19 protein-coding genes are annotated in these 23,637 nt (G+C 63.9%); 12 read left to right on the forward strand and 7 right to left on the reverse strand.

Going from position 1 to position 23,637, the window contains the following annotated elements; all coding sequences use genetic code 11:
* The first annotated feature begins 8 nt into the window (after positions 1–8).
* Positions 9–1,379, forward strand: coding sequence for an adenylosuccinate lyase (purB, locus tag EPD80_RS00870; RefSeq protein ID WP_142808668.1), 1,371 nt, complete (start codon positions 9–11; stop codon positions 1,377–1,379).
* A 213-nt stretch (positions 1,380–1,592) separates the two neighbouring features.
* Complete coding sequence (locus EPD80_RS00875; RefSeq protein ID WP_142808670.1) at positions 1,593–2,420, forward strand: ferredoxin--NADP reductase; 828 nt, start codon at positions 1,593–1,595, stop codon at positions 2,418–2,420.
* Positions 2,421–2,486: 66 nt separating this feature from the next.
* Here the strand turns inward: EPD80_RS00875 and secF are convergent, their stop codons facing one another.
* The 3 genes from secF to yajC are packed head-to-tail and all read right to left on the reverse strand — an operon-like array spanning position 2,487 to position 5,615.
* Positions 2,487–3,422: a protein translocase subunit SecF gene (gene secF, locus EPD80_RS00880; protein ID WP_142808672.1), complete on the reverse strand. Its 936-nt coding sequence runs from the start codon at positions 3,420–3,422 to the stop codon at positions 2,487–2,489.
* A 12-nt stretch (positions 3,423–3,434) separates the two neighbouring features.
* Positions 3,435–5,273 carry a protein translocase subunit SecD gene (secD, locus tag EPD80_RS00885; protein ID WP_142808674.1) on the reverse strand — a complete coding sequence of 613 codons (1,839 nt, stop codon included), beginning with the start codon at positions 5,271–5,273 and terminating at the stop codon, positions 3,435–3,437.
* 15 nt (positions 5,274–5,288) lie between these two features.
* Positions 5,289–5,615, reverse strand: a complete 327-nt coding sequence (yajC, locus tag EPD80_RS00890) for a preprotein translocase subunit YajC (RefSeq protein ID WP_142803514.1) — start codon at positions 5,613–5,615, stop codon at positions 5,289–5,291.
* Between the two features lie 311 nt (positions 5,616–5,926).
* On the opposite strand from yajC, the gene EPD80_RS00895 reads away from it, so the two are divergent.
* The 9 genes from EPD80_RS00895 to EPD80_RS00935 all read left to right on the forward strand — a co-directional run bounded on the left by EPD80_RS00895 (position 5,927) and on the right by EPD80_RS00935 (position 18,283).
* Positions 5,927–7,363, forward strand: coding sequence for a beta-barrel assembly-enhancing protease (locus EPD80_RS00895; protein ID WP_185957663.1), 1,437 nt, complete (start codon positions 5,927–5,929; stop codon positions 7,361–7,363).
* A 100-nt stretch (positions 7,364–7,463) separates the two neighbouring features.
* The gene (locus tag EPD80_RS00900; RefSeq protein ID WP_142808678.1) at positions 7,464–7,664 is read left to right on the forward strand and encodes a hypothetical protein; all 201 of its coding nucleotides are present in this window, start codon (positions 7,464–7,466) and stop codon (positions 7,662–7,664) included.
* Positions 7,651–10,449 carry an ATP-binding protein gene (locus tag EPD80_RS00905; protein WP_142808680.1) on the forward strand — a complete coding sequence of 933 codons (2,799 nt, stop codon included), beginning with the start codon at positions 7,651–7,653 and terminating at the stop codon, positions 10,447–10,449. Before EPD80_RS00900 ends, EPD80_RS00905 begins: the two co-directional genes overlap by 14 nt.
* Complete coding sequence (locus EPD80_RS00910; RefSeq protein WP_142803510.1) at positions 10,421–10,798, forward strand: response regulator transcription factor; 378 nt, start codon at positions 10,421–10,423, stop codon at positions 10,796–10,798. Before EPD80_RS00905 ends, EPD80_RS00910 begins: the two co-directional genes overlap by 29 nt.
* Positions 10,798–12,957 carry a 3'-5' exonuclease gene (locus tag EPD80_RS00915; RefSeq protein ID WP_142808682.1) on the forward strand — a complete coding sequence of 720 codons (2,160 nt, stop codon included), beginning with the start codon at positions 10,798–10,800 and terminating at the stop codon, positions 12,955–12,957. The genes EPD80_RS00910 and EPD80_RS00915 overlap by 1 nt, the downstream gene beginning before the upstream one ends.
* A gap of 8 nt (positions 12,958–12,965) precedes the next feature.
* Positions 12,966–14,963 (forward strand): sodium:solute symporter family protein, encoded by a 1,998-nt coding sequence (locus EPD80_RS00920; protein WP_142808684.1) that lies wholly within the window; start codon positions 12,966–12,968, stop codon positions 14,961–14,963.
* Positions 14,964–15,028: 65 nt separating this feature from the next.
* On the forward strand, positions 15,029–17,656 hold the full coding sequence (alaS, locus tag EPD80_RS00925) for an alanine--tRNA ligase (RefSeq protein ID WP_142808686.1): 2,628 nt from the start codon (positions 15,029–15,031) through the stop codon (positions 17,654–17,656).
* Between the two features lie 58 nt (positions 17,657–17,714).
* Positions 17,715–18,017 carry a BrnT family toxin gene (locus EPD80_RS00930; protein ID WP_142808688.1) on the forward strand — a complete coding sequence of 101 codons (303 nt, stop codon included), beginning with the start codon at positions 17,715–17,717 and terminating at the stop codon, positions 18,015–18,017.
* Positions 18,014–18,283, forward strand: coding sequence for an antitoxin (locus tag EPD80_RS00935; protein WP_142808689.1), 270 nt, complete (start codon positions 18,014–18,016; stop codon positions 18,281–18,283). The genes EPD80_RS00930 and EPD80_RS00935 overlap by 4 nt, the downstream gene beginning before the upstream one ends.
* 36 nt (positions 18,284–18,319) lie before the next feature.
* Here the strand turns inward: EPD80_RS00935 and EPD80_RS00940 are convergent, their stop codons facing one another.
* From EPD80_RS00940 to EPD80_RS00955, 4 genes are all read right to left on the reverse strand, one after another.
* Positions 18,320–19,696 (reverse strand): phosphomannomutase/phosphoglucomutase, encoded by a 1,377-nt coding sequence (locus tag EPD80_RS00940; protein WP_142808691.1) that lies wholly within the window; start codon positions 19,694–19,696, stop codon positions 18,320–18,322.
* Positions 19,697–19,717: 21 nt separating this feature from the next.
* Positions 19,718–19,930 (reverse strand): zinc-finger domain-containing protein, encoded by a 213-nt coding sequence (locus tag EPD80_RS00945; protein WP_142808693.1) that lies wholly within the window; start codon positions 19,928–19,930, stop codon positions 19,718–19,720.
* Between the two features lie 11 nt (positions 19,931–19,941).
* Positions 19,942–20,862: a branched-chain amino acid transaminase gene (locus EPD80_RS00950; protein WP_142808695.1), complete on the reverse strand. Its 921-nt coding sequence runs from the start codon at positions 20,860–20,862 to the stop codon at positions 19,942–19,944.
* A 230-nt stretch (positions 20,863–21,092) separates the two neighbouring features.
* Entirely contained in the window at positions 21,093–21,896 is an 804-nt protein-coding gene (locus EPD80_RS00955; RefSeq protein ID WP_142808697.1) for an enoyl-CoA hydratase/isomerase family protein, read from the reverse strand.
* Positions 21,897–22,029: 133 nt separating this feature from the next.
* Between EPD80_RS00955 and EPD80_RS00960 the strand changes: the two genes are divergently transcribed.
* A complete protein-coding gene (locus tag EPD80_RS00960) occupies positions 22,030–23,637 on the forward strand; it encodes an acyl-CoA carboxylase subunit beta (protein WP_142808699.1) in 1,608 nt (535 codons plus the stop codon).

The following is a 23,637-nucleotide window of genomic DNA, read 5'->3' on the forward strand; positions in this document are numbered from 1 at the left end:
ATACCGAGATGACCGATCCTGCCTCGCTCCTGGCCCTGAGCCCCCTCGATGGGCGCTACGCCGCCAAGCTCGACGCCCTGCGCCCGATTTTCTCCGAATATGGCCTCATGCGCGAGCGTGTACGCGTCGAGATCGAATGGCTCGAGGCGCTCGCCGCCGATCCTCGCATCAGCGAAGTCCCTGAACTTTCCCCCAGCACCCAACGCGAGCTCGAATTGCTCGTCGAGGAGTTCAAACCGTCTGATGCCGCGGCGATCAAGGCGATCGAGGCGCGCACCAACCACGACGTCAAAGCCGTCGAATACTGGATCAAGGAACGGCTCGAGGGGCTGCCCGAGGCCGAGCACGTTCGCGAATTCGTGCATTTCGCCTGTACGTCCGAAGACATCAACAATACCGCCCATGCGCTCATGCTCACCGCTGGGCGGGACCGGGTGCTGTTGCCGGCGCTCGACGCCGTGATCGAGCGATTCCGCGCACTCGCGCATGCCCACGCGGCCCTGCCCATGCTCTCACGCACCCACGGCCAACCGGCGAGCCCCACGACCCTGGGCAAGGAGATGGCCAACATCGCTGCGCGCTTGCAGCGAGCCCGCGCCGCGATTGCCGCCGTGCGCCTCACGGCCAAGTTCAACGGCGCCGTGGGCAACTACAACGCGCACAGTATCGCCTATCCCGAGATCGACTGGGAAGAATTCAATCGCCGCTTCATCGAATCGCTCGGGCTCGAATTCAACCCCTATACCATCCAGATCGAGCCGCACGATGCGATGGCCGAACTCTTCGATGCCATGGCGCGGACGAACACCATCCTCATCGACGCCTGCCGCGATCTGTGGCTCTATATCTCCTACGGTTACTTCCGCCAGAAACTCAAAGAGGGCGAAGTCGGTTCTTCGACCATGCCGCACAAGGTCAACCCCATCGACTTCGAGAACGCGGAGGGGAATCTCGGTATCGCCAACGCCTTGCTGCGCCATTTTTCCGACAAACTTCCGGTATCGCGCATGCAGCGCGACCTCACCGATTCCACGGTGCTGCGCAACATGGGTGTCGCATTTGGCCACACACTGCTCGCGTTGGATTCGCTGCGCCGAGGGTTGGACAAGCTCGAGGCCGATCCGCACGCGCTCGAGCGCGATCTGGCCGAGGCTTGGGAAGTGCTCGCCGAGGCGGTGCAGACCGTGATGCGGCGCCATGGCATTCCCAATCCCTACGAGAAACTCAAGGAAATGACCCGCGGCAAGGCGATCACAGCCGAAACGCTGCGTGGATTCATCGCCGGCTTGCCGCTCCCGCAAGCCGCCAAGGAGCGGCTGCTCGCGCTCGTGCCGCAGCAATACACCGGCAAGGCCGAGGAGCTCGCCCGGCGCATTTGAGGCTGCGTGAACCAACATGGCGCGCGGCCGCCGGGTAGAGCGTTCGACGCGTAGGATGCACATTCTCTCGTAGGCAGTAGGCGAGCATACGAGTATCGGATGAAAACCACCTGCCTTCATGCAGTGGGTCGTTCGAGGCGCCCGGGTCTGGCATCGTGAATAGACCAGTGCTATGATTATATTTTTTGCATCTACCGCGAGGACATGACCGTCATGGCAGAGACTGGTGCCGTTGCCGAGCAGACTTCTTCCCCCGCCTTGCCCAAGAACCTCCGCGTCGAGAAAGTGATCTGGGTGCATCACTGGACCGACACCCTGTTCAGCTTCCGCTGCACCCGCGATCCGGGTTTTCGCTTCATCAATGGCCAGTTCGTGATGATCGGCCTGATGGTCGATGGCAAGCCGCTGCTGCGCGCCTATTCGATCGCCAGCGCCAACTGGGAAGAGCATCTCGAGTTCTATTCGATCAAAGTGCCCAACGGCCCGCTCACTTCCCGCCTGCAGCACCTCGAGGTGGGTGACGAGGTGCTCGTCTCCACCAAACCCACCGGCACGCTCGTGCAGGACAACCTCCTGCCCGGTGCCAAGCGCCTCTTTCTGCTCGCCACCGGCACGGGGCTCGCGCCCTTCATGTCCATCATCAAGGATCCGGACGTCTATGAGCGCTACGAGAAGGTGATCCTCGTGCACTGCACGCGCTGGGTGCGCGAGCTCGGCTACTACGACTACATCACCAAGGAGCTGCCGCAGCACGAGTTTCTGGGCGAGATGGTGCGCGAAAAGCTCATCTACTACCCCACCGTGACGCGCGAGCCCTTCATCCACCAGGGCCGGATCACCGACCTCATCACCAGCGGCAAGCTCGCCGCCGATCTCGGCATGCCCCAGCTCAATCCCGAGACCGACCGGGCGCTCTTGTGCGGCAGCATGCGCATGCTCGCCGACACGAGCAAGATCCTCGACGATCTGGGGTTTCAGGTCTCACCCAGCATGGGCGTGCCGGGGCATTACGCGGTCGAACGGGCGTTCGTCGATCAGTGACCCCTGAACGGCGGCATCGAGCAAGAAAAAGCCCCCGATCGGGGGCTTTTTGCTGACAAAGGCGCGTCAGACCACCGCTTCTTCCTTTTGCTTTGGCGGCTTCACCAAGTCTTCGCGCCTGACGCCGAACCACATCACCAGCGCCGACGAGACGAAAATCGACGAATAGATGCCGAAGACGATGCCGATGGTGAGGGCGAGCGCGAAGTTGCGCAAGGTCTCGCCGCCGAAGAGCAGGATCGTCACCACCATCGCCAGCGTGCTGGCATGGGTGATGATCGTGCGCGACATGGTCGCGGTGATTGCGTGATCGAGCACGGCGGGCGTGTCCATCTTGGCCCGGCGTTTCCTGAAGACTTCACGGACCCGGTCGAAGATGATGACCGTCTCGTTGACCGAGTAGCCAAGCACGGCGAGCACCGCTGCGAGTACGGAAAGCGAGAATTCCAACTGAAAGGCCGCGAAGACGCCGAGGATGATGACCACGTCGTGGAGATTGGCGACGATCGCCGATACTGCGAAACGCCATTCGAAACGCATCGCCAGATAGGCGACGATGCCCAGTATGACGAAAGCGAGCGCCATCAGACCGTTGGTCGCGAGCTCCTTGCCCACCTGTGGCCCGACGAATTCGACGCGGCGCACCTCGAAATCCACTTCCGGCACTTGGGCGAGGAGCGCCTGTACCCGTTCGCTCGCCTGGGCGCTTTCACCGTCTCCCAAATGAGGGAGACGGATGAGAAGATCGCGCGCGGAGCCGAAATTCTGCACCTGAGCCTCGCGCAGTCCTGCTTGGGCGAGGGTGGTTCGTACGACTTCCGGCGAGACGGTCTGGCTTGCGCGAACCTCGACGAGCGTGCCGCCCGTGAATTCGATCGAGAGATTGAGTCCGCGTAGCACGAGGAAGAGCACGGCGGCCATGAAAGTGACGATGGACACGGCGTTGAACCACAGGGCATGCCGCATGAAGGGGATGTCTTGCCGCGGACGGAACCATTCCATTGCGCTCTCCGTTTAGCCGATCGAGAGATGGGCGATGCGTTTCTTGCCGCCGTAGGTGAAGTTGACCAGCATGCGCGACACGAGGATGGCCGAGAACATCGACGAGAGGATGCCGAGACAATGCACCACGGCGAAACCGCGCACGGGACCGGAACCGAAGACCAGGAGGGCCAATCCGGCGATGAGCGTGGTCACGTTCGAGTCGAGGATGGTGGCAAATGCGCGTTCGTAGCCCGTTGCGATGGCCATCTGAGGGGATACGCCGGCGCGCAACTCCTCACGAATGCGCTCGTTGATGAGCACGTTCGCGTCGATCGCCATGCCCAGGGTGAGCGCCATCGCTGCGATGCCGGGCAGAGTGAGGGTGGCCTGCAGCAGCGACAGGAGCGCCACGAGGAGCATCAGGTTGGCCGCCAGTGCCACGACCGAATAAAAACCGATGAGCTGGTAGTAGCTGATGATGAAAACGGCGATGACGACGAACCCCCAGAGCGTGGCCGTGACGCCGCGTTCGATGTTCTCTTTGCCGAGGCTGGGGCCGACGGTACGCTCCTCGACGATGCGCATCGGCGCGGCCAGACTGCCGGCGCGTAGCAGCAGCGCGATGTCACGCGCTTCTTCCACCGTCATCGCTCCCGAGATCTGTACTCTGCCACCGCTGATCTCGGTGCGGATCACCGGGGCGGTGACGACTTCGGCCTGTCCCCGTTCGATGAGCAGGATCGCCATGCGCTTGCCGACGTTCTCGCGCGTGACGTCGCGGAAGATGCGCGATCCAGCCGAATCCAGAGTCAAATGCACGGCCGGCTCGCCCGTCTGTCCGTCGAAGCCAGGCTGGGCGTCGGTGAGCCGCTCGCCCGTGAGGACGACGTCTTTCTTGACCAGGATGGGGCGACCGTTACGTTCGTAGAGGAGCTCGGTGCCTGGGGGGATGCGGCCAGCGAGCGCCTCTTCGAGTGCCCCCGGGGTGTCATCGACCAGCCGCACTTCCAAGGTGGCCGTGCGGCCGAGGATGTCCTTGGCCTTGGCCACGTCCTGCACGCCGGGTAGTTGCACGACGATGCGCTCCGCCCCTTGTTGCTGGATCACCGGCTCGGCGACGCCCAGCTCGTTGATGCGGTTGTGCAGCGTCGTGATGTTTTGCTTGAGCGCGTACTCGCGGATGGTTTGTTCGGCCGCGGGAGTCAGCCGGGCCACCAAGCGTACCGCCTCGCCCTGAGGCAGAATGTCCACGACGAGATCCGGCATGTTCCTGGTGATGATGCGCCGCGCCGCCTCGGCGGAGGGCTCATCGGCGAAACGCGCCTCGATCAGCTTGCCACTGCGGGAGATGCCCTGGTGCCGCACCCGCTCTGAGCGCATGAGCGAGCGCAGATCGGCGGCGATGGCGTCGAGCCGCTTGGTCACGGCGCCTTCCATGTCGACTTCGAGCAGGAAGTGCACGCCCCCTCTCAGGTCGAGGCCGAGATACATCGGCTTGGCGCCCAGGCGTGCAAGCCACTCGGGGGTACCGGGAAGGAGGTTGAGCGCGACGATCACCTCGGGCTTTGCCGGATCGGGGTTGAGCTCGGATTCGATCAGGTCTTTGGCCTGGATCTGGGTCTCGGTGTCGGCGAAACGAATCCGCAGCGCGCCAGGATCGTAGAGGAATCCTTGGTGGGCGAGCCCTGCTTCACTCAGTTTCGGCTCCAACCGGGCGGCGAGCGCGTAGGGGTCGAACGGCGCACCGGCACGTGCCGGGGTGATTTGCACGGCAGGGATCTCGCCGAAGAGGTTGGGTGCGGCGTAGATCGCCCCCAGCAGCAGCACGAAGGCGATCAGCAGGTTCTTCCACAGAGGGTAGCGGTTCATGGGCGGGGGCGCGCTTCAGAAGTTCTTCAGTGTACCCTTGGGTAAAACGGCGGCGATGGTCGGTTTTTGCACCGTCACTTCCACCCCTTTGGCGATCTCGACACGAACGAAGTCGTTGTCTATTTCCGTGATGCGACCGGCAATGCCTCCCTGGGTGACCACCTCGTCGCCCTTCGAGAGGGACTGGATCATGGCTTTGTGCTCCTTGGCGCGCTTCATCTGCGGCCGCACCATCAGGAACCAGAGCACGACGAACATCAGGATGATGGGTAATAGCTGCATCAAGCCACCCGTCGGATCGGAAGCCGGGGCGCCTTGGGCGAAGGCATTGCTGATGAACATGGAAAACTCCTCGGGAGTGAGTAGAAAAGAAAAATTCTACCACTATGGGTGGGATAATCACCCTATATGCCTTTTGAGTGGCATGTGATGGCGTGGTGCTTTGGGCTCCCAGGATGCCCCAGGGCGCTGTTGCATGGCTGCGCCCTCTCGAGGAGGTGGGCACGCTTGCCGACCGGATGGGTCCATTCGTTGCGTTTCGTAGCGCCGTACGCCTTGCCCTGGAATCCTGGGCGCTGGATTCTCGTGACGTCGTTCCCTGTCGTAGCGACGATCGAGCGAAACCCTCTGGTTTTTTGGCTATCATAGGCAGCATGTGGCATCGACTTTTCCTCTTCCTTTCCCTCCTCGCCTTCGTCGGCCAGGGTTGGGCTTATCGGCTGCCCGATCTCGGTGCGGTGGCCACCGATGCATTCAGTACGCAGGAAGAGGAGGCCATCGGCCGGATGGTGATGGTGCAGATACGCGAGCGGGAGCCCAATTATCTCGACGATCCGGAGCTCGAGGATTATCTGGCCGCGATTGGGCGTCGGCTGACCGAGGCTTCCGACCAGCCCTTTCGCCGCTACAGGTTTTTCGTGCTGCGCGACAACACGATCAATGCTTTCGCGATGCCGGGCGGCTATATCGGGGTGCACAGCGGCTTGATTCTCACTGCCGAAAGTGAATCGGAGCTCGCGGCGGTGCTCGCGCACGAGATGGGGCACGTGATCCATCGGCACATCGCGCAGCTCATCGACCAGCAGAAGACGAGCAACATGGTGATGTTGGGGTCGATGTTGGTGGCGATCCTCGCGGCGAGGACCGGTGGCTCGCAAGTGGCCGAAGCCGCCGCGGTCGGCGGTCAGGCATTCGCCGTGCAGCAACAGTTGAGTTTTTCTCGAGCATTCGAACACGATGCCGACCGAACGGGTCTCGACATTCTCGCCAAGGCGGGATTCGACCCGAGCGCTGCGCCGCGCTTCTTTGGGCGGTTGCTGCGCGAAAGCCGCCTCTACGAGAACAACGCGCCGGTATACATGCGCACGCACCCGCTGACGACCGATCGGATCTCGGATTTGGAGAACCGCATCTCCTCGCCGACTTTCAAGTATTCCCTGCGCCCACGGCTCGATTCGCTCGGCTTTTCGGCGGCGCGGGCCAAGCTTATGGCGATGAACGGTACCCCTTCCGAGGCCGTGGCCCGAGCGTTCGATGGCAGCGCGACGGGTATCGACCGGCAGATGGCCAGGGTGCGTGCGGCTTTGCGCGCCAACGACGTCAAACGCGCCCGCGCGGCCTTCGATCAATACGCCAAGGGGTGGCCCGACGAGCATTGGCGTGATCTGCTGGAAGCGGAGGTGCTCACCGCCGAGGGGCGTCTGCCGGATGCCCTGGCGAAGCTCGAGCGGGCGATGCAACGAGCCCCCGAGGCGGCGGCGCCGCGCCTGTATGCGATCGACGTGGCGCTACGCCTGGGGCAGGTGGAGCGGGCCGAGCAGCTCGCGCGCGAAGCCGTCGACCGCGACAAGGGCGAGCGTCGCTATTGGCAGGCGCTGGGCAAGGTGGCTGCGGCCAAGGGGGACGAAGCCTGGGTGCATCGGGCCCAGGGGGAGAGTTTCGTGCTCGATGATCGGCTAGAGGCGGCCATCGATCAGTTCGAGCAGGCGCGTCGCGCCCGGCGAGGCGATTATTTTTGGGAGGCAGAACTGGACGCGAAGATCCGGATGCTCAAGGACGAAGTGCGTCAGCGCAAACGCCTGACACGCTGAGTGTTGGGGGAAACCGCCGCGGGTTTGCCGGCACGCGCGGGCTCGCAGCCGGCGTCCACCCTCGTGGGGGGCGGCCGCAACGTACCAAGAGGGGGTGGGTATGGTTCGCGATCGACGTACCTGGTCCGTCGTGTGGACGGTCATCGTGGCGGTGCTGTGGTGCTATCCGGTGGCGGCGGCGGTGGCCGACGTACTGGGCGGCACGGCTCAGGCGGTCTACGTCTTCCTCGTGTGGACGGGATCGGTGGGACTGGCATTCTTCCTCTATCGTGGCGCGGAGCGCGACGATGCCGAGCGCTGAGGGGGCGTTTTCCTGGCAGCCTTTGCCTGCGTGGCTTGCGGCCATCGTCGCCTTCGGCTATCTCTCCTTGCTCTTCGCGGTCGCCTACCGTGCCGATCGGCAAGCCCGGCTCGGGCGTTCCCTCACCGACGCCGGTTGGGTCTATGCGCTCTCGATAGCGGTCTATTGCACTGCCTGGACGTATTTTGGCAGCGTCGGTCGGGCGGCGAGCGGTGGCTTGTGGTTCTTGCCCATCTATCTGGGGCCGACGCTGGTGATGCTGCTCGCCCCGGTCTTGGTGCGCCGCATGGTGCGCGTGGCCAAGGAGTGGCGCATCACCTCCGTGTCCGATTTCATCGCGACGCGTTACGGCCGGGCGGCAGGGCTGGGGCGTTTCGTCTCGCTGTTCGTCTTCGTGGGCGTGGTGCCGTACGTGGCCTTGCAGCTCAAGGCGATCGCGTTCGCGTTCGACGTGCTCACGGGGGTACCAGAAGCGACGGCGGCCGGATGGTGGAGCGATCGCAGCCTATGGGTTGCGGTGGTGCTCGTGATCTTCGCCGCGCTCTTCGGGACGCGGCATCTCGACGTGACCGAGCGGCACGAAGGTCTGGTGGCCGCGATCGCTTTCGAGTCGGTGGTCAAGTTGGCGGCTTTCCTCTTGCTCGGTGCCTGGGTTACTTTCGTCGTCTTCCCCGGTCCGGGGGCGATCGTGGAAGCGGCGCAGGCGAGATTCGGTACGGCGATTGCGCCGCTCGATGTCGTCGACGGTCTGCATTATGGCGACTGGGCGGTGATGATCCTGCTCTCCGGGCTCGCTTTCCTCTTGCTGCCTCGCCAGTTTCAGGTGATGGTGGTGGAGAACGTGCGGGTGGGGCACGTGGATCGGGCGGCCTGGCAGTTTCCCGCCTACCTCTTGCTGATCAATCTGTTCGTGTTGCCGGTGGCCCTGGCGGGGCGGCTTTTCTTCGTTGACGTTTCGCTCGATCCGGATACCTACGTGCTGGCGCTGCCGCTCGCCCAGGGGCAGTCGCTGCTGGCGTTGCTCGTTTTCCTCGGGGGGATTTCGGCGGCCACCAGTATGGTGATCGTCGAGAGCGTGGCGGTGGCGACCATGGTGTGCAACGATTGGGTGGCGCCGTGGTGGGTACGTCGCCGTCAGGTGGCGGAATTGGGGCATGCGGAAATCGCCGGCACCCTGCTTTGGGTGCGCCGCGTGGTGATCGCCGCAGTGCTTGCTTGCGGCTACGGGTACTACCGGCTCACGGGGGAGTCGTTCGCGCTGGTATCGATCGGCCTCATCAGCTTTGCGGCGGTGGCTCAGCTCGCGCCGGCAGCGCTCGGGGGCTTGTTCTGGTCCGGGGGGTCGCGCACGGGCGCTGCTGCGGGAATCGCAGTCGGTGTGCTGGTATGGAGCTATACCCTGATGCTGCCATCGCTTGCCAAGTCCGGTTGGTTCGAGGCGCATTGGCTCGAAACGGGACCATGGGGGATGGTGTGGCTGCAACCGGAGCGCCTCTTCGGGGTCGAGGGGATGGCGCCGCTCACCGCGAGCGTCGTCTGGAGTCTGGGGCTCAATACCCTGGTCTACGTGCTTTTGTCCCTCGTCTTTCCCCCGCACGGGGCGGAAGCCCAGGGGGCGAGGCGGTTTGTGCGGGTCGAGTCCAGCGCTGGAGCCGGCGGCGTCTGGCGCGGTCGAGTCGGGGTGCCGGCGGTGGCCCAGGTGATGGCGCGCTTTCTGGGCGAGGAGAGAACCCGCGAGCTACTGCTGGGGTATGCCCGTGAGCGTGGTCTCGCCGCGGTCGAGGCGCTGGAGGTCGATGCCGCGTTCGTGCGTTTCGCCGAGACGATGCTGGCAGGGGCGATCGGCGGCGCGGCGGCGCGCCTGGTGCTCGAGACCTTGCTCGAAGAGGCGACCCCCAGCTTCGACGACGTGATGCACGTGCTCGACGAGGCCAACCAGATCCGCACCTATTCTCGCATGTTGGAAGAGAAATCGCGGGCGCTCGAGGAGGCGACGCGTCGGCTCCAGGAGGCCAACGAGAAACTCACCGAGCTCGATCGCCTCAAGGATGAATTCATCTCGGCTGTGACGCACGAATTGCGCACGCCTCTGACGTCGATCCGGGCCCTGGCCGAGATCCTGGCCGACGATCCCGATTTGCCGCGCGAGGATCGTCTGCGTTTCTACCGCATCATCGTGCGCGAATGTGAGCGCCTGACGCGACTGGTCAATCAGGTGCTCGATCTGGCCAAGCTGGAATCCGGTCACGGCGAGTGGCAGCCCGAAGCGCTCGAGATGCGGGACTTGGTCCAGGAGGCGATCGAGGCGATCGTGCCGCTGGCGCAGGAGAAGCAGGTGCGCCTCGAGGTGTCGATCGAGCCGGGATTGCCGGCGGTATGGGCGGATCGCGATCGGGTCGTGCAGGTGATCCTCAATTTGCTCAATAACGCGTTGAAATTCGTACCGTCGGGCGCAGGTATAATCACGATACGGGTAGGGCGACAGGCGGCGGGGGAAGTCGCCGTGCAGGTGGCCGACAATGGCCCGGGAATTCCGCCTGAATTCATTCCCCACGTGTTCGAGCGTTTTCGCCAGGCGACGGGTGGTTTGGCAAAACCGCCAGGTACGGGGTTGGGGTTGGCGATCTGCAAGCGGATCGTCGAACATCTGGGCGGACGGATCTGGGTCGAATCGTTGCCCGGTGAGGGGGCGCGATTCACTTTCACGGTGCCGATCGCCGAACGGCTCGAACCCGGCAACGAAGGTGGGGGACACGATGACGAAGAAAATCCTAGTGGTCGATGACGAGGAGAACATCCTCATCTCGCTCGAATTTCTGCTGCAACGGGCCGGTTATGACGTGGCCGTGGCGCACGATGGCGATGAGGCCTTGGCCCAAGCCGAGCGTTTCGCCCCCGATCTCATCCTGCTCGACGTGATGATGCCGAAGAAGGATGGCTACGAGGTGTGCCGCTTGCTTCGTCAGGATCCGCGCCACGAGGCGTGCAAGATCGTGCTCCTTACGGCCAAGGGCCGGGACATCGATCGCGCCAAGGGGCTCGCCCAGGGCGCGGACGATTATCTCACCAAGCCTTTTTCCACCAAGGAACTGCTCGAGCACGTAGAGCGGTTGCTCGCGCCAGGGACGGTCTGATGGGCGCGCGCTGGCGCTTCGCGCTGGCGGTGGTGGTGCTGGCCGCCTTGATGACGGGACCTTTCCTGCTCACCGGCGCGATGGTGTGGGCCGACGCCTCCGAGGAGGCGCGCGATGCCTTGCGTGCTCTCGCCGAGCGCTGGTTGCCGCTCGGCGGGGTGACCACCGTGGCGGGATTTGCCTTGGGTATCGCCTTACTCTCGCGCCTCTTTCGCCATTACGTCCAGGGGCTGTTGCGCATGGCCGAGGGACTGGACGTGCTGCGCCGGGCCAATCCGGGTTTTCGTGTGCCGGAGGAGGGGCCGCGCGAGGTGGTGACGCTCGCCCAGGCGATCAACCGGCTCGCCGACGAGCGCGATCGCCTGCTCGCCGAGCTCGACACGCGAGTGCGCGAGGCGCGTCATGCCGTCGAAGAAGAGCGCAACCGTTTGGCTGCGTTGATGGCCCAATTGGCCGAGGCGGTGATCGTATGCAACGCCGAAGGGCGGATTTTGCTCTACAACGAGGCGGCGCGCCGGCTGGCGCAGTCCTTCGGCGATTCTGCCACGGTGGCTGCGAGTGGCTGGATCGGCTTGGGGCGCTCGATCCATGCCCTGCTCGATCCCGATCTGGTGGCGCACGTCTTCGAGTCCCTCGAAGTCATGCTCGAGCAAGGAGAAGTTCGTCCGAGTATGCAGGTGGTGACGGCAACGCCAGCCGGCGCGCTCGTCCGGGTGCGTGTCTCACCGATCGCCGGGGAGGCGGCGAAAGAGCAGATCAGCGGCTATGTGCTCATGCTCGAAGACGTCACCGACCAGATCGAGCGCGAGGCTTCACGCAACGAGCTGCTCTTCGAGCTCACCGAGGGCAACCGGGCGGCCATCGCCAACATCCGTCTCGCTGCCGAGATGCTGCACTTGCCCGACGTGGACGAGGCGATGCGCGCACGCTTCCGCGCCGTGATCGCCCGTGAAGTCGAGGCGGTGAGCACGCGCCTCGACGTGGCTTCGCGGGCTTTTGCCGACGCGCTGCGCGCTCGTTGGCCACTCGAACCGATGCGCGGGGCGGATCTCCTGCACGCGGCAGCGGCCTACCTGAAGCGCCGCCTCGACGTCGTCCTCGAGCTCGAGATCCTCGACGAGGAGCTGTGGTTCGAGGCCGATCATTTCTCGTTGCTGCAGGCACTCGCTTTTCTCGCTGGTCGTCTCGTCGAGGACTACGGCGTGCCCATGTTACGACTGCGTCTTTCCGGCGACGATCGGCTCGTCTATCTCGACCTGGTGTGGTCGGGCGGCAGCCTCAGCAACGAGATCGTGACCGGCTGGGAACTGGAACCTCTGGGCTTGGGTGGAACGCGTTCGCCACTCACCTTGCGTGACGTGCTCGATCGTCACGGAGCCGCCATGTGGTTCGACCGGGAGAAAGCGCGCCATCGTGCCTTCGTGCGCCTGGCGCTGCCGCGCAAGCAGTCCGTTCGCCTCCCGCCATCGGCTACGCCCGCCGTGCCGGCGCTGGAGGAGGGACGGCCAGAATTCTATGATTTCGACCTTTTCGCCTGGTCGGACAAGGCGACCGCGCTCGAGGACAGGTCACTGGCCGAGCTGAGTTACACCGTGTTCGACACCGAGACCACCGGGCTCGATCCGAGCGGTGGCGACGAGATCATCCAGATCGGCGCTACCCGCATCGTCAATGGTCGCCTGCTCAAACACGAATCTTTCGAGCAGCTCATCGATCCGCGTCGCCCTCTCGATCCGGCCTCCATCGCCGTGCATCACATCACGCCGGAGATGCTGGAGGGGCAGCCGACGATCGAGGAAGTGTTGCCGGCTTTCCATCGCTTCGCGCAGGATACCGTGCTCGTGGCGCACAACGCCGCCTTCGACATGCGATTCCTTCAGCTCAAGGAGGAAAAACTCGGTGTGCGCTTCGATCAGCCCGTGCTCGACACGCTGCTCTTGGCGGCCTTCCTTTTGCCGAATCAGGAGCATTCGCTGGAAGCGCTGGCGCACTATTTCGGTGTGCGTGTCCTGGGGCGACACACGGCCTTGGGCGATGCGCTGGTGACGGCAGAGATCTTCCTCAAGATGATCCCGCTGCTCGCCGAGAAGGGCGTGGTCACGTTGCGCCAGGCACGTGAGGCGTCGCAGCAGACCTATTATGCCCGGCTGCGTTATTGAGCGGAGCGATGAATCCTTCCGCGGGGCGATTCTATTTCTTCTATTTCATCGGGTTCGCCCTCTTTTGCGTGGTGCTGGCGCTGGGCGAATCCTTCGGCATGTCGGCGCGCGCCATCGGATTCACTTTCCTCTTCGCCACCATCGCCCTTTATGCCGGCGTGGGAATGCTGGCGCGCACTTCCGACCTGCTCGAATTCTACGTCGCCGGGCGAGGAGTGCCGGGCATTGCCAATGGCATGGCAACCGCCGCCGATTGGGTGAGCGCGGCTTCCTTCATCGGCTTGGCGGGAATCATCTATCATCAGGGGTTCGAGGGGCTGGCTTACGTCACCGGTTGGACCGGTGGGTTCGTGCTCGTCGCCCTCTTGCTCGGTCCTTATCTGCGCAAGTTCGGTCGTTTTACCATCCCCGAGTTCCTCGAAGCGCGATACAACGGGCCCGTGGCATTGGCTGGGGTCGTGGCGGTGGTGCTCGCTTCTTTCGTCTATCTGGTGGCGCAGATCTATGGCGTGGGGCTCATCGCCAGCCGCTTCGTCGGGGTGGATTTCGGGCTCGGTGTGCTCATCGGCATGGCCGGCATCCTCGTGTGCTCCTTTCTCGGCGGCATGCGCGCGGTGACCTGGACACAGGTGTCGCAGTATCTGATCCTCATCGTCGCGTATCTCGCGCCGATTGTCGTGCTGTCGATCGAACGCTTCGAAGTACCCTTGCCCCATCTGGTCATGGGTAAAATGGTCCAGACGGTGGCGCACGGCGTGGCCGAGCGGCGCGATGACCCCGATGAACAACTCGCCCGATCGCTCTACCGGGCACGGGCCGAGCAATATCAGCGCAAGATCGACGATTTGCCCGCATCGCTCTGGCACGAGCGCGAGATCCTCGAGCGTGAGCTCGCCCGGCTGCGTCAAGAGGAAGGGGATCCGCGCGCCATCTATCGTCTGGAGCACCAACGCCAGTCCTTGCCGTCGACGCCAGAGGAGGCGCGCGGCCATTGGCGGCGGTTGCGCGATGCGGCGCTCGCTCAGGCCCGATCACCGCGCGACTTCAGCCACGCCTGGTACGGGGATACGCCGCAGGAGCGACAAAACGCCCGGATCAATTTCCTCGCCTTGCTCTTCGTTCTGATGTGTGGGACCGCAGCGCTGCCGCACATCCTGATGCGCTACTACACCACGCCCACCGTATCGGAGGCGCGTAAGTCGACCGCCTGGACGCTCTTCTTCGTGGCGCTCCTCTATTTGGCGGCGCCGATCTATGCCATGTTCGCCAAAATCGAGGTGCTGCAGCACGTGGTCGGCCGCTCTTTCGACGAGCTGCCGGCTTGGCTCGTGTCTTGGTATCGCGTCGGTCTGGTCGCCTTCGAGGACATCAACGGCGATGGGATACTGCAGCTGGCCGAGCTCGTACTCAATCCCGATGGCATCGTTCTGGCATTGCCGGAAATGGGCGGTTTGCCCGCTTTCTTCGTCGGCCTGGTGGCGGCCGGCGGGCTGGCGGCGGCGCTTTCCACCGCCGACGGGCTGCTGTTGACCATCTCCAACGCCCTGGGGCACGACCTCTACTACCGCCGCTTTGCGCCCGAGGCGAGCACGCAGCGCCTCCTCATCGTCAATAAGATGCTGTTGCTGTCCGTGGCCGTGATCGCCGCCTGGGTGGCGATGCTGCGCTTCGATAGCATCCTGCTGCTCGTGGGCCTGGCGTTTTCGCTCGCCGCCTCGCTCCTCTTCCCGACCCTGATCCTGGGCATCTTCTGGCGCCGGGCGGCTCCTGCCGGAGCCCTGGCGGCGATGGTGACGGGGCTGATGGCAAGTCTCGGCTACTACTTCCTGACGCACGAGTCTTTCGGCGGCAGACCCGACCTGCAGCTCTTCGGCATCCAACCGGTGGCCTGCGGTATCTTCGGCGTGCTCACGGGCTTGGCAGCACACGTCGTGGTGAGCCTGCTCGGGCCGGAACCAGAGCAGGGGAAACAGGAGTTGGTCGATTTCCTCAAGCGTCCTTCTTGAGCCGGGATCGCCCTTTTCGGCTAAACTAATCGGTTCGATTTCTCGCTCATTCCGACGCCCATCCCATGAAAACCTCCGACATCCGCAAAGCCTTCCTCGACTTCTTCGCGAGCAAGGGGCACACGATCGTGCCCTCCAGCTCACTCGTGCCGCAGGGTGACCCGACGCTGCTCTTCACCAACGCCGGCATGAACCAGTTCAAGAACGTCTTTCTCGGCCTGGAGGAGCGTCCGTACAAGCGTGCCACCACGGCGCAGAAATGCGTGCGCGCCGGGGGCAAGCACAACGACCTGGAAAACGTCGGCTATACCGCGCGGCACCACACATTCTTCGAGATGCTGGGCAACTTCAGCTTCGGCGACTACTTCAAGCGCGAAGCCATCGCCTACGCCTGGGAGCTGCTCACCGAGGTCTTCGGCCTGCCGCCCGAGCGGCTGTGGGTGACGGTGTATGCCGAAGACGACGAGGCCTATCGCATCTGGGCCGAGGAGATCGGCGTGCCGCGCGAGCGCATCGTGCGCATCGGCGACAACAAGGGCGCACGCTACGCTTCCGATAATTTCTGGATGATGGGCGACACCGGCCCCTGCGGACCGTGCACCGAAATCTTCTACGATCACGGCCCCGAAGTAGCGGGTGGCCCGCCGGGATCGCCCGACGAGGACGGGGATCGCTACATCGAGATCTGGAACCTCGTGTTCATGCAGTACAACCGCGACGACAAGGGCGAGATGCATCCCTTGCCCAAGCCCAGCGTCGACACCGGCATGGGGCTCGAGCGCATCGCCGCGGTGCTGCAGGGCGTGCATTCGAACTACGAGATCGACCTCTTCCAGCGACTCATCGCCGCGGCCATGGAACTCACCGGCTGCACCGACCGCGACCAGCCCAGCCTCAAGGTGCTCGCCGACCACATCCGCGCCGCTTCTTTCCTCATCGCCGACGGGGTCATTCCCGGCAACGAGGGGCGAGGCTACGTGCTGCGCCGCATCATCCGCCGCGCCATCCGCCACGGTTGGAAGCTCGGTGTGCGCGCACCGTTCTTCCACCGGCTGGTGCCGGCCCTGGTGGCCGAGATGGGTGAGGCCTATCCCGAGCTCGTGGCGCGCCAGTCGGTGATCGAGGCCACGCTCAGGCAGGAGGAGGAACGCTTCTTCGGCACCATCGAACATGGCATGTCGCTGCTGGAAACGGTGATCGCGCAGATGCAGGCCAATGGCCAGAGCGAGCTCGACGGCGAGATCGCCTTCAAGCTGCACGACACCTATGGTTTTCCGCTGGATCTGACCGCCGACGTGCTGCGCGAGCGCGGATTCACCGTGGACGTGGCCGGGTTCGACGCGGCCATGGCACGGCAAAAGGCGATGGCGCGCGCCGCGGGCAAGTTCAAGATGCAGGCGGTGCTCGAATACGAGGGGCCGACGACGCGCTTCGAGGGCTACGAGACCTTGGAAGACGACGGGCAGATCGTGGCGCTCTATCGCGACGGCACGCCGGTCAATGAACTCACCGAGGGCGAGGAGGGCGTGGTGGTGCTCGATCGCACGCCGTTCTACGCCGAATCGGGCGGTCAGGCGGGTGATCGCGGCGAGCTGCGCGCTCCGGACGGGATTTTCTCCATCGAGGATACGCAGAAGATCCAGGCCGAGGTGTTCGGCCATTACGGCGTGGTGCGTACGGGGCGGCTCACGCTGGGGCAGCGCGTGCGCGCCCGGGTCGATGCCGAGGCTCGCGCCGCCACGGCACGGCACCACTCCGCCACGCACCTCTTGCACAAGGCTTTGCGCGAAGTGCTGGGGACGCACGTCGAGCAGAAAGGCTCGCTTGTCGATGCCGACCGTCTGCGCTTCGATTTTGCGCACCATCAGCCCCTCACTCAGGAAGAGATCGAGCGCATCGAATGGCTCGTCAATCGCGAGGTGCTCGCCAACGTTCCCACCCGTGCCGAGGTAATGCCCCTCGAAGCGGCCAAGGCGAGCGGCGCGGTGATGCTCTTCGGCGAGAAATACGGCGAGACGGTGCGGGTGCTCACCATCGGCAGCTCCAAGGAGCTGTGCGGCGGCACGCATGTGGCGCGCACCGGCGACATCGGGTTGGTGAAGATCGTGGCCGAGAGCGCGATCGCCGCCGGCGTGCGCCGCATCGAGGCGGTCGCAGGAGAAGTGGCGCTGCGCTGGGTGCAAGGCGTGGATCGTACGCTGGAGCGGCTCGCCCAGACGCTCAAAGTGGCTCGCGAGGAAGTGCCCGCACGTGTGGAGGCGCTGCTCGAGCAGACGCGCGAGGCGGCGCGCGAGCGGGCACGGCTCGTGCAGCGGCTCGCGCAGGCCGAAGCGATGGCGCTTGCCGCCGCGGCCGAGCCCCTGGGTGAAGCCCAATTGCTGGTGCGTCGGGTGGAGGCCGATTCGCTCGAGGCGCTGCGCGAACTGGCCGATGCGCTGCGCGCCCGTCTGCCCAAGGCCGCGGTGCTGCTCGGGAGCATAATCGAGGGCAAGGCCGTGGTGCTCGCTGCCGTGAGCAAGGAGGCGACGTCCCGCCTCAAGGCCGGCGACTGGGTCAAGGTTGCGGCCGAGACGATGGGCGCGCGCGGCGGCGGTCGCCCCGAACTCGCCCAAGCCGGCGGCGGCGATCCGGCCAAGCTCGACGAGGCGCTCGGGCAGGGCAAGGCGTGGGCGCAGGAGCGGTTAGGGTATTGATCACGGCCAGCCCGGGGAAACGCGTGTCGAGGCTTTTCTCGATACGAGGGAGGATGCGATGGGGTCTAGAGCGCTCGCCAAACCCGGGCGCATCTCGTGGAGTGAGGAAAAGAACGAGAAATTAAAGCGAGAGCGGGATATTTCCTTCGAGGATGTCGTCTACGCCATGGCAAGTGGCGCCATCCTCGATACCTTCGATCATCCCAATCAGGATCGCTATCGTGAACAGAAAATTCATGTCGTCGAAATCGATGGATATGCCTATCTCGTTCCTTTCATCGAATCCGCTGAGGGAATTTTTCTCAAAACGATCATCCCCAGCCGTAAGGCGACCAAACTCTATCTGGAGCGTAAGACATGAACGGACTCGATCCAGAAGAACGTGAAATCCTCAAGGCCTTCGAGGAAGGCAAGCTCGAGCGAGCCTCGGAGGCCGATCTTCTCAAGACGCGTCATCAACGTTACGCCCAGGAGATGGTCGGCCAAGAGCGCTTGATCCACTTGCGTCTTTCTGAACGGGATCTGCTGCGACTGCGTCGGAAAGCCCGCGAAGCGGGCATTCCCTACGAAACGCTAGCCGCCCAGATCATCCATCGTTACGTCGAAGAAGTAGGAGAGATCGACTGAGCGAGCCTTGGCAAGGCGCTTGCCCTCCGATGAGGTTCAAAACGGTAGTTCGATCCCCGGCCACACGCTCGTGAGGGCGCGGCGGAAGTCTTCTTGGATGCGCGCGAGCGCTGCGGGCGTGTCGGCCTCGAAGCGTAGCACCACGACCGGCGTGGTGTTGGAGGCGCGCGCGAGCCCGAAGCCGTCGGGGTATTCGACGCGCACGCCGTCGATGGTAATGATCTCACGCGCACCGGTGAAACCGCCGTAGCCTTGCAGCCGTTCGATGAGGGCAAACGGCTCGCCCTCCTTCATCTTGATGTTGAGCTCGGGCGTGGCGATGCTGTCGGGCAGCGCCTCGAGCACGGCGCTCGGATCGTCGTGGCGCGAGAGGATTTCCAGCAGGCGCGCGGCGGCATAGAGCCCGTCGTCGAAGCCGTACCAGCGATCCTTGAAGAAGACGTGCCCGCTCATCTCACCGGCGAGCGGCGCCCCCGTCTCGCGCAGCTTCGCCTTGATGAGGGCGTGTCCGGTCTTCCACATGAGCGGCACGCCACCATGCGCCCGGATGACTTCGGCGAGTTTGCGCGAGCATTTGACGTCGAAGAGAATCTGAGCGCCGGGATGGCGCGAGAGCACGTCGGAGGCAAAGAGCATCATCTGCCGGTCGGGGAAGATGATCTTGCTGTGTTTGGTGACCACGCCCAGCCGGTCCCCGTCGCCGTCGAACGCCAGCCCCAGCTCGGCATCGGTGGCGGCGACGCGCGTGATGAGGTCGTTCAGGTTCTCGGGTTTGGAGGGATCGGGGTGGTGATTGGGAAAAGTGCCGTCGACCTCGCAAAAGAGCGCGTCGACCCGGCAGCCCAGCCGTTCGAGGAGCTCGGGGGCGAAGGCCCCGGCGACGCCGTTGCCGCAGTCGACCGCGACCTTCATGGGGCGGGCGAGTTTGACGTCGGAGGTGATGCGCGTGAAGTAGGCTTCGCGCACGTCCGCCCGGCGCAGCTGCCCCGCACCGCTTTCCAGGTCGCCTTCGGCCAGACGCCGACGCAGGTCCTGGATGAGCGGCCCGTAGAGGGTTTCACCGGCGAGCACCATCTTGAACCCGTTGTACTGGGGCGGATTGTGGCTACCGGTGACCGAGACGCAGGAACGGGTGCCGAGATGCTCGGCGGCGAAGTAGGTGACCGGGGTGGGGACGGCGCCGATGTCGATGACGTCCACGCCTGCGGCGAGGATTCCTTCGGCGAGCGCCGCGGCCAGCCGTGGGCCGGACAAACGCCCGTCGCGCCCGACCACGATCGCCTCCACCCGGCGTCGGCGCGCCTCGCTACCGATGGCGCGGCCGATGGCGCGGGCGACGTCTTCGGTGAGGGTCTCATCGACGATGCCGCGGATGTCATAGGCTTTGAAGATGCTGGCGTCGGGAAGCGTCATCGCAGAGGCTCGCAAAAGGGATCAGTGGTGTTTGGGTAAAGGGCCTTCGAAGTGGAAGCGCCGGCTGCAGTAGGGGCAGACGGCCTCGCCCTCGGCCGTGGGGTCGAGGAAGACGCGCGGGTGCAGCAGATCGACCGGCTCGCCGGGAAGCGGGCAGTGCAGCGGCAGATCCTCGGCGCGCACGGTGAGCTCGCGCTCCGTGCGCACGGTCTCGAGTGGATTGGAGGTACTCATCGGGGCGCTCCTCAGAGATAGGCGAGCCAGTGGTCGTACTCGGGCGCGCGGCCGGCGACGATGTCGAAGAATCGCTGCTGGATGCGGGTGGTGATGGGACCGCGCTTGCCCTCGCCGATGACGCGGTCGTCGAGTTCGCGGATCGGCGTGATCTCGGCGGCGGTGCCGCTGAAGAAGGCTTCGTCGGCGATGTAGATGTCGTCGCGCGTGAGCCTGCGCGACACGAAGGGGATGCCGAGTTCATCGGCGATGCGGATCACCGTGTCGCGGGTGATGCCCGTGAGCGCCGCGGCGATCTCGGGTTCATACAGCACTCCATCCTTGACCACGAAGAGGTTTTCCCCGGCGCCTTCCGCGACGAACCCTTGGGTGTCAAGCAGCAGCGCCTCGTCGTAGCCCTGGCTGGTGACTTCCTGGTTGGCGAGGATGGAGTTGGCGTAGGTGCTGGCGAGCTTGGCGCGCGGCATGGTCACGTTGACGTGCTGGCGCTGGAAGGAGGAGGTCTTGATGCGGATGCCGCGTTCCAGGCCGTCTTCGCCCAGATAGGCGCCCCAAGGCCAGGCGGCGATGGCCACGTGCACCTTGGCGCCTTTAGGCGAGACGCCCATCTTCTCCGAACCGTAGAAGGCGATGGGGCGGATGTAGCAGGATTCGAGGTTGTTTGCGCGCACCACCTCCTTCTGCGCTTCCATGAGCTCCTCGAGCGACCAGGGAATCGGCATCATGTAGATCTTGGCCGAATTGAGCAGGCGCTGGGTGTGCTCGCGCAGGCGGAAAATGGCGGTGCCGCGCTCGGTGGCATAGGCGCGCAAGCCTTCGAACACGGCCAGGCCGTAGTGCAGGGAATGGGTGAGCACGTGGGTGGTGGCTTCACGCCAGGGCACGAGCTTGCCGTCGTACCAGATGAAGCCATCGCGATCGGACATCGACATGGGGTTCTCCTCGGGTGGATGGGCTCGGCGCTTGCGCCGTGTAACGGCAGATTGTAGCGCAAAGCACTGCATCGGGAGGGTTCCCGCACGAAGGATCGCAGGGCTGAGGGGTTTATCCAAAGGAGGAAAGACGAAAAACGATTTTTATGTTTTTCGTATGAAAAACCACCTTCTGGGGAAAATATCCGGCAGGCGACCCTCCGTGAGCACGGGGGTCGCGAGGGGAAAGATCAGCGATTGGTCGAGGGGAAGTTCGGTGCGCGTTTTTCCCGCACGGCAGCCACGCCCTCTGGCGCATCTTCACCGAGGAAGCACATCATCTCCATGGCAAGCGAGCTCTCGAAGACGGGGCGGAACATGTGTAGCCAGCCGTTGAGCGAGCGTTTGGTGAAGCGGATCGCTTGCTGGCTGCCGCGGGCAAGCTTGTCGGCCACTTCCAGCGCTTTCTCCATCAGCTGGGCGCGCGGCACGCTCAGACTCACGAGGCCGATGCGTTCGGCCTCCTTGCCGTCGATGAATTCTGCAGTCATCAGATAGTATTTCGCTTTCGCCATGCCGCACAGCAACGGCCAGATGATCGCGGCGTGGTCGCCCGCGGCGACGCCGAGCTTGACGTGTCCGTCGGTGATTTTTGCTTCTTCGGCCATGATGCTGATGTCGGCGAGCATGGCAACCGCTAGTCCGGCGCCTACCGCCACGCCGTTGATGGCCGAGATGATCGGTTTGTCGCAGGCGAGCATGTTATAGACGATGTCGGAGGCTTCCTTCATCACGTTGCCGATCATCTGCGGGTTGCCGACCATGCTGCTGATCCAACTCAGATCCCCGCCGGCGGAGAAGGCTTTGTCGCCGGCACCGGTGATCACGGCGACGCGGGTTTTGGGATCCTCATTGACGACTTCCCAGATTTTGGTCAATTCCCAATGCAGGCGATCATTGGTGGCATTCATCACTTCGGGACGATTGATGGTGATCACCAGCACGCCATTTGGTTTGTGCTCGAAACGCAGAAACTGAAAATCCTCGTAGTGCATGGTACTTCCTCCTCCTGGGTTGTTTAGGGTGTTCCTTTGAGGCAAAATGTGTCATCATGTTGATACGATTATAACGGTTCGCGCGGTGAGTGCAAGCAGTACGCAGCGGCGAGCGTACATTCAGGGAGGAGCGATGACGATACTGACTTCACATGCCGATGTCGGAGGAGAGGCGTTTGCGCGAAATCGGGAGGCCTATCTCGCGCTCGTCGAGCGACTGCGCACCCGCCGACGACTAGCTTGGGCAGGGGGGCCGCCAAAAGCGCGCGAGCGGCATCTGGCCCGGGGCAAACTCTTACCCCGAGACCGCGTCGAGGCGCTTCTCGACCCGGGTTCCCCTTTTCTCGAGATCGGCATGCTCGCCGGTGAAGGGCTCTATGAAGGCGTGCCGCCGGGCGCTGGGATCATCACCGGCATCGGTTTGGTTTCCGGACGCCCCTGCATGATCATCGCCAACGACGCGACGGTCAAAGGCGGCACGTACTATGGCATGACGTGCAAGAAACACGTGCGTGCCCAGCAGATCGCCTGGCGTCATCGCTTACCCTGCATCACCCTCGTCGATAGCGGCGGGGCGTTTTTACCGGACATGGCCAACATCTTCCCCGACGTGGGGCAGTTCGGCAGTATCTTCAACAACCAGGTGCGTATGTCGGCCGAAGGCATCCCGCAGATCGCCGTGGTGATGGGACCTTGTACCGCCGGTGGGGCCTATATTCCAGCGCTGTGCGACCAGGTCGTCATCGTCAAAGGGCAGGGGTACATGTATTTGGGTGGGCCAGAACTTACTTTTGCGGCCACGGGAGAGCAAGTAGACAACGAAACCTTGGGTGGGGCCTTGATGCACTGCAGCGTGAGCGGTGTGACCGATTACCTCGCCGAGGACGATAAGCACGCGCTGGCGATCACGCGCGAACTCGTGCGCGACCTGGGGGAACCTCCGGCTGCTCGATGGACGAAAGCGCCGGCCAAAGCCCCTCGCTACGATCCGAGCGAAATCTATGGTCTGGTGAGTCACGATCCGAAGATACCGAGCGATACGCGTGAAATCTTGGCGCGACTCGTCGATGATAGCCGTTTCCAAGAATTCAAGCCCCTTTACGGCGACACTCTGCTCACCGGCTTTGCCCATATCCAGGGCCATCGAATCGGCATTTTGGCCAACCAAGGGGTGCTTTTTCCCGAGAGCGCGAACAAAGCGGCGCATTTCATCGATCTGTGCTGTCAGCGCGACATCCCCTTGCTTTTTCTTGCCGATGTCACCGGTTTCATGGTCGGCAAAGCGGCCGAGCAGGCGGGTATCGCCAAGGCGGGGGCGAAGATGATCACCGCCATGGCTTCGGCCAACGTACCCAAATACACCATCCTCATCGGAGCCTCGTACGGCGCGGGGTATCTGGCGATGTGCGGGCGGCCGTTCGAGCCGACCGCCATGTTTGCTTGGCCCAATGCCCGTTCAGCCATCATGGGCCCGGAGCAAGCCGCCACCGTGATGGCGCTCGTACGCCGTCAGAATCTCGAGAAAGAGGGGCGCTCGTGGTCACCGGAAGAAGAGGAGTCATTCAAAGCGCCGGTGCGCAAGATCTATGAAGACTTTCAGCCGGCCGACAATTTCTCGGCCCATTTATGGGTGGACGGCATCATCGATCCGCTCGAGACGCGTGAAGTGATGGGGCTACTGCTCGAACTCGCTTCGCACACGCCTTCCCTTCCCACGCCGTTTGGCGTTTTCAGGTTTTGA

Source organism: Tepidiphilus olei, from assembly GCF_006980705.1.
GTDB classification, from domain to species: Bacteria; Pseudomonadota; Gammaproteobacteria; order Burkholderiales; family Rhodocyclaceae; genus Tepidiphilus; species Tepidiphilus olei.

What these genes read in the sequence shown, in the direction of transcription:
- purB (WP_142808668.1), top strand. Translation starts at nt 9, where the DNA reads ATGACCGATCCTGCCTCGCTCCTGGCCCTGAGCCCCCTCGATGGGCGC.
- EPD80_RS00875 (WP_142808670.1), top strand. Translation starts at nt 1,593, where the DNA reads ATGGCAGAGACTGGTGCCGTTGCCGAGCAGACTTCTTCCCCCGCCTTG.
- secF (WP_142808672.1), bottom strand. Translation starts at nt 3,422, where the DNA reads ATGGAATGGTTCCGTCCGCGGCAAGACATCCCCTTCATGCGGCATGCC.
- secD (WP_142808674.1), bottom strand. Translation starts at nt 5,273, where the DNA reads ATGAACCGCTACCCTCTGTGGAAGAACCTGCTGATCGCCTTCGTGCTG.
- yajC (WP_142803514.1), bottom strand. Translation starts at nt 5,615, where the DNA reads ATGTTCATCAGCAATGCCTTCGCCCAAGGCGCCCCGGCTTCCGATCCG.
- EPD80_RS00895 (WP_185957663.1), top strand. Translation starts at nt 5,927, where the DNA reads ATGTGGCATCGACTTTTCCTCTTCCTTTCCCTCCTCGCCTTCGTCGGC.
- EPD80_RS00900 (WP_142808678.1), top strand. Translation starts at nt 7,464, where the DNA reads ATGGTTCGCGATCGACGTACCTGGTCCGTCGTGTGGACGGTCATCGTG.
- EPD80_RS00905 (WP_142808680.1), top strand. Translation starts at nt 7,651, where the DNA reads ATGCCGAGCGCTGAGGGGGCGTTTTCCTGGCAGCCTTTGCCTGCGTGG.
- EPD80_RS00910 (WP_142803510.1), top strand. Translation starts at nt 10,421, where the DNA reads ATGACGAAGAAAATCCTAGTGGTCGATGACGAGGAGAACATCCTCATC.
- EPD80_RS00915 (WP_142808682.1), top strand. Translation starts at nt 10,798, where the DNA reads ATGGGCGCGCGCTGGCGCTTCGCGCTGGCGGTGGTGGTGCTGGCCGCC.
- EPD80_RS00920 (WP_142808684.1), top strand. Translation starts at nt 12,966, where the DNA reads ATGAATCCTTCCGCGGGGCGATTCTATTTCTTCTATTTCATCGGGTTC.
- alaS (WP_142808686.1), top strand. Translation starts at nt 15,029, where the DNA reads ATGAAAACCTCCGACATCCGCAAAGCCTTCCTCGACTTCTTCGCGAGC.
- EPD80_RS00930 (WP_142808688.1), top strand. Translation starts at nt 17,715, where the DNA reads ATGGGGTCTAGAGCGCTCGCCAAACCCGGGCGCATCTCGTGGAGTGAG.
- EPD80_RS00935 (WP_142808689.1), top strand. Translation starts at nt 18,014, where the DNA reads ATGAACGGACTCGATCCAGAAGAACGTGAAATCCTCAAGGCCTTCGAG.
- EPD80_RS00940 (WP_142808691.1), bottom strand. Translation starts at nt 19,696, where the DNA reads ATGACGCTTCCCGACGCCAGCATCTTCAAAGCCTATGACATCCGCGGC.
- EPD80_RS00945 (WP_142808693.1), bottom strand. Translation starts at nt 19,930, where the DNA reads ATGAGTACCTCCAATCCACTCGAGACCGTGCGCACGGAGCGCGAGCTC.
- EPD80_RS00950 (WP_142808695.1), bottom strand. Translation starts at nt 20,862, where the DNA reads ATGTCGATGTCCGATCGCGATGGCTTCATCTGGTACGACGGCAAGCTC.
- EPD80_RS00955 (WP_142808697.1), bottom strand. Translation starts at nt 21,896, where the DNA reads ATGCACTACGAGGATTTTCAGTTTCTGCGTTTCGAGCACAAACCAAAT.
- EPD80_RS00960 (WP_142808699.1), top strand. Translation starts at nt 22,030, where the DNA reads ATGACGATACTGACTTCACATGCCGATGTCGGAGGAGAGGCGTTTGCG.